This is a genomic window from Candidatus Hydrothermales bacterium, assembly GCA_039630235.1.
Lineage (GTDB): Bacteria > Hydrothermota > Hydrothermia > Hydrothermales > JAJRUZ01 > JBCNVI01.
Genome location: JBCNVI010000068.1, coordinates 1 through 547, shown reverse-complemented (window position 1 = coordinate 547; position 547 = coordinate 1). Strand labels below are relative to the sequence as shown.

Annotated in this window: 1 protein-coding gene; it reads left to right on the top strand. The window is 36.4% G+C overall.

The features are described from left to right. Positions 1-50 precede the first annotated feature (50 nt). On the top strand, positions 51-547 hold a 497-nt coding region (locus tag ABDH49_09345; protein MEN3047142.1), incomplete at its 3' end, for a phosphoenolpyruvate carboxykinase domain-containing protein.

The window sequence follows — 547 nt, the reverse complement described above, 5'->3', positions numbered from 1 at the left end:
TATATAAAGCACTTACAACACCTGGTGAAGTCATATTCTGTAATGTTTTAATGACAGAGGATGGTGACGTCTTTTGGGTAGGAAGTGGAAAGGAAACTCCCTCTAAAGGTATAAACTTTGCAGGTGAATGGTTTAAAGGGAAAAAGGATGAAAAGGGTAAGGAAATTCCACCATCACATCCAAATGCAAGGTTTACAATAGCCTTAAGTTCCTTTGATAATCTTGATCCAAAACTTGAAGATCCAAATGGGGTTCCTATAGCAGGAATTGTTTACGGAGGAAGAGACTCTGATACATGGGTTCCTGTTGAGGAAGCCTTTGATTGGGTTCATGGAGTTATAACAAAGGGCGCTTGCCTTGAGTCTGAACCTACAGCTGCAGTTTTAGATGCAAAAGCTCAAAGAGAATTTAACCCTATGTCTAATCTTGATTTCTTATCTGTTACCATAGGAAAGTATATAAAAATGCATCTTGACTTTGGTAAAAAATTAAGGAAAAAACCAAGAATTTTCTCTGTTAATTACTTTTTAAGAGATGAAAATGGAAA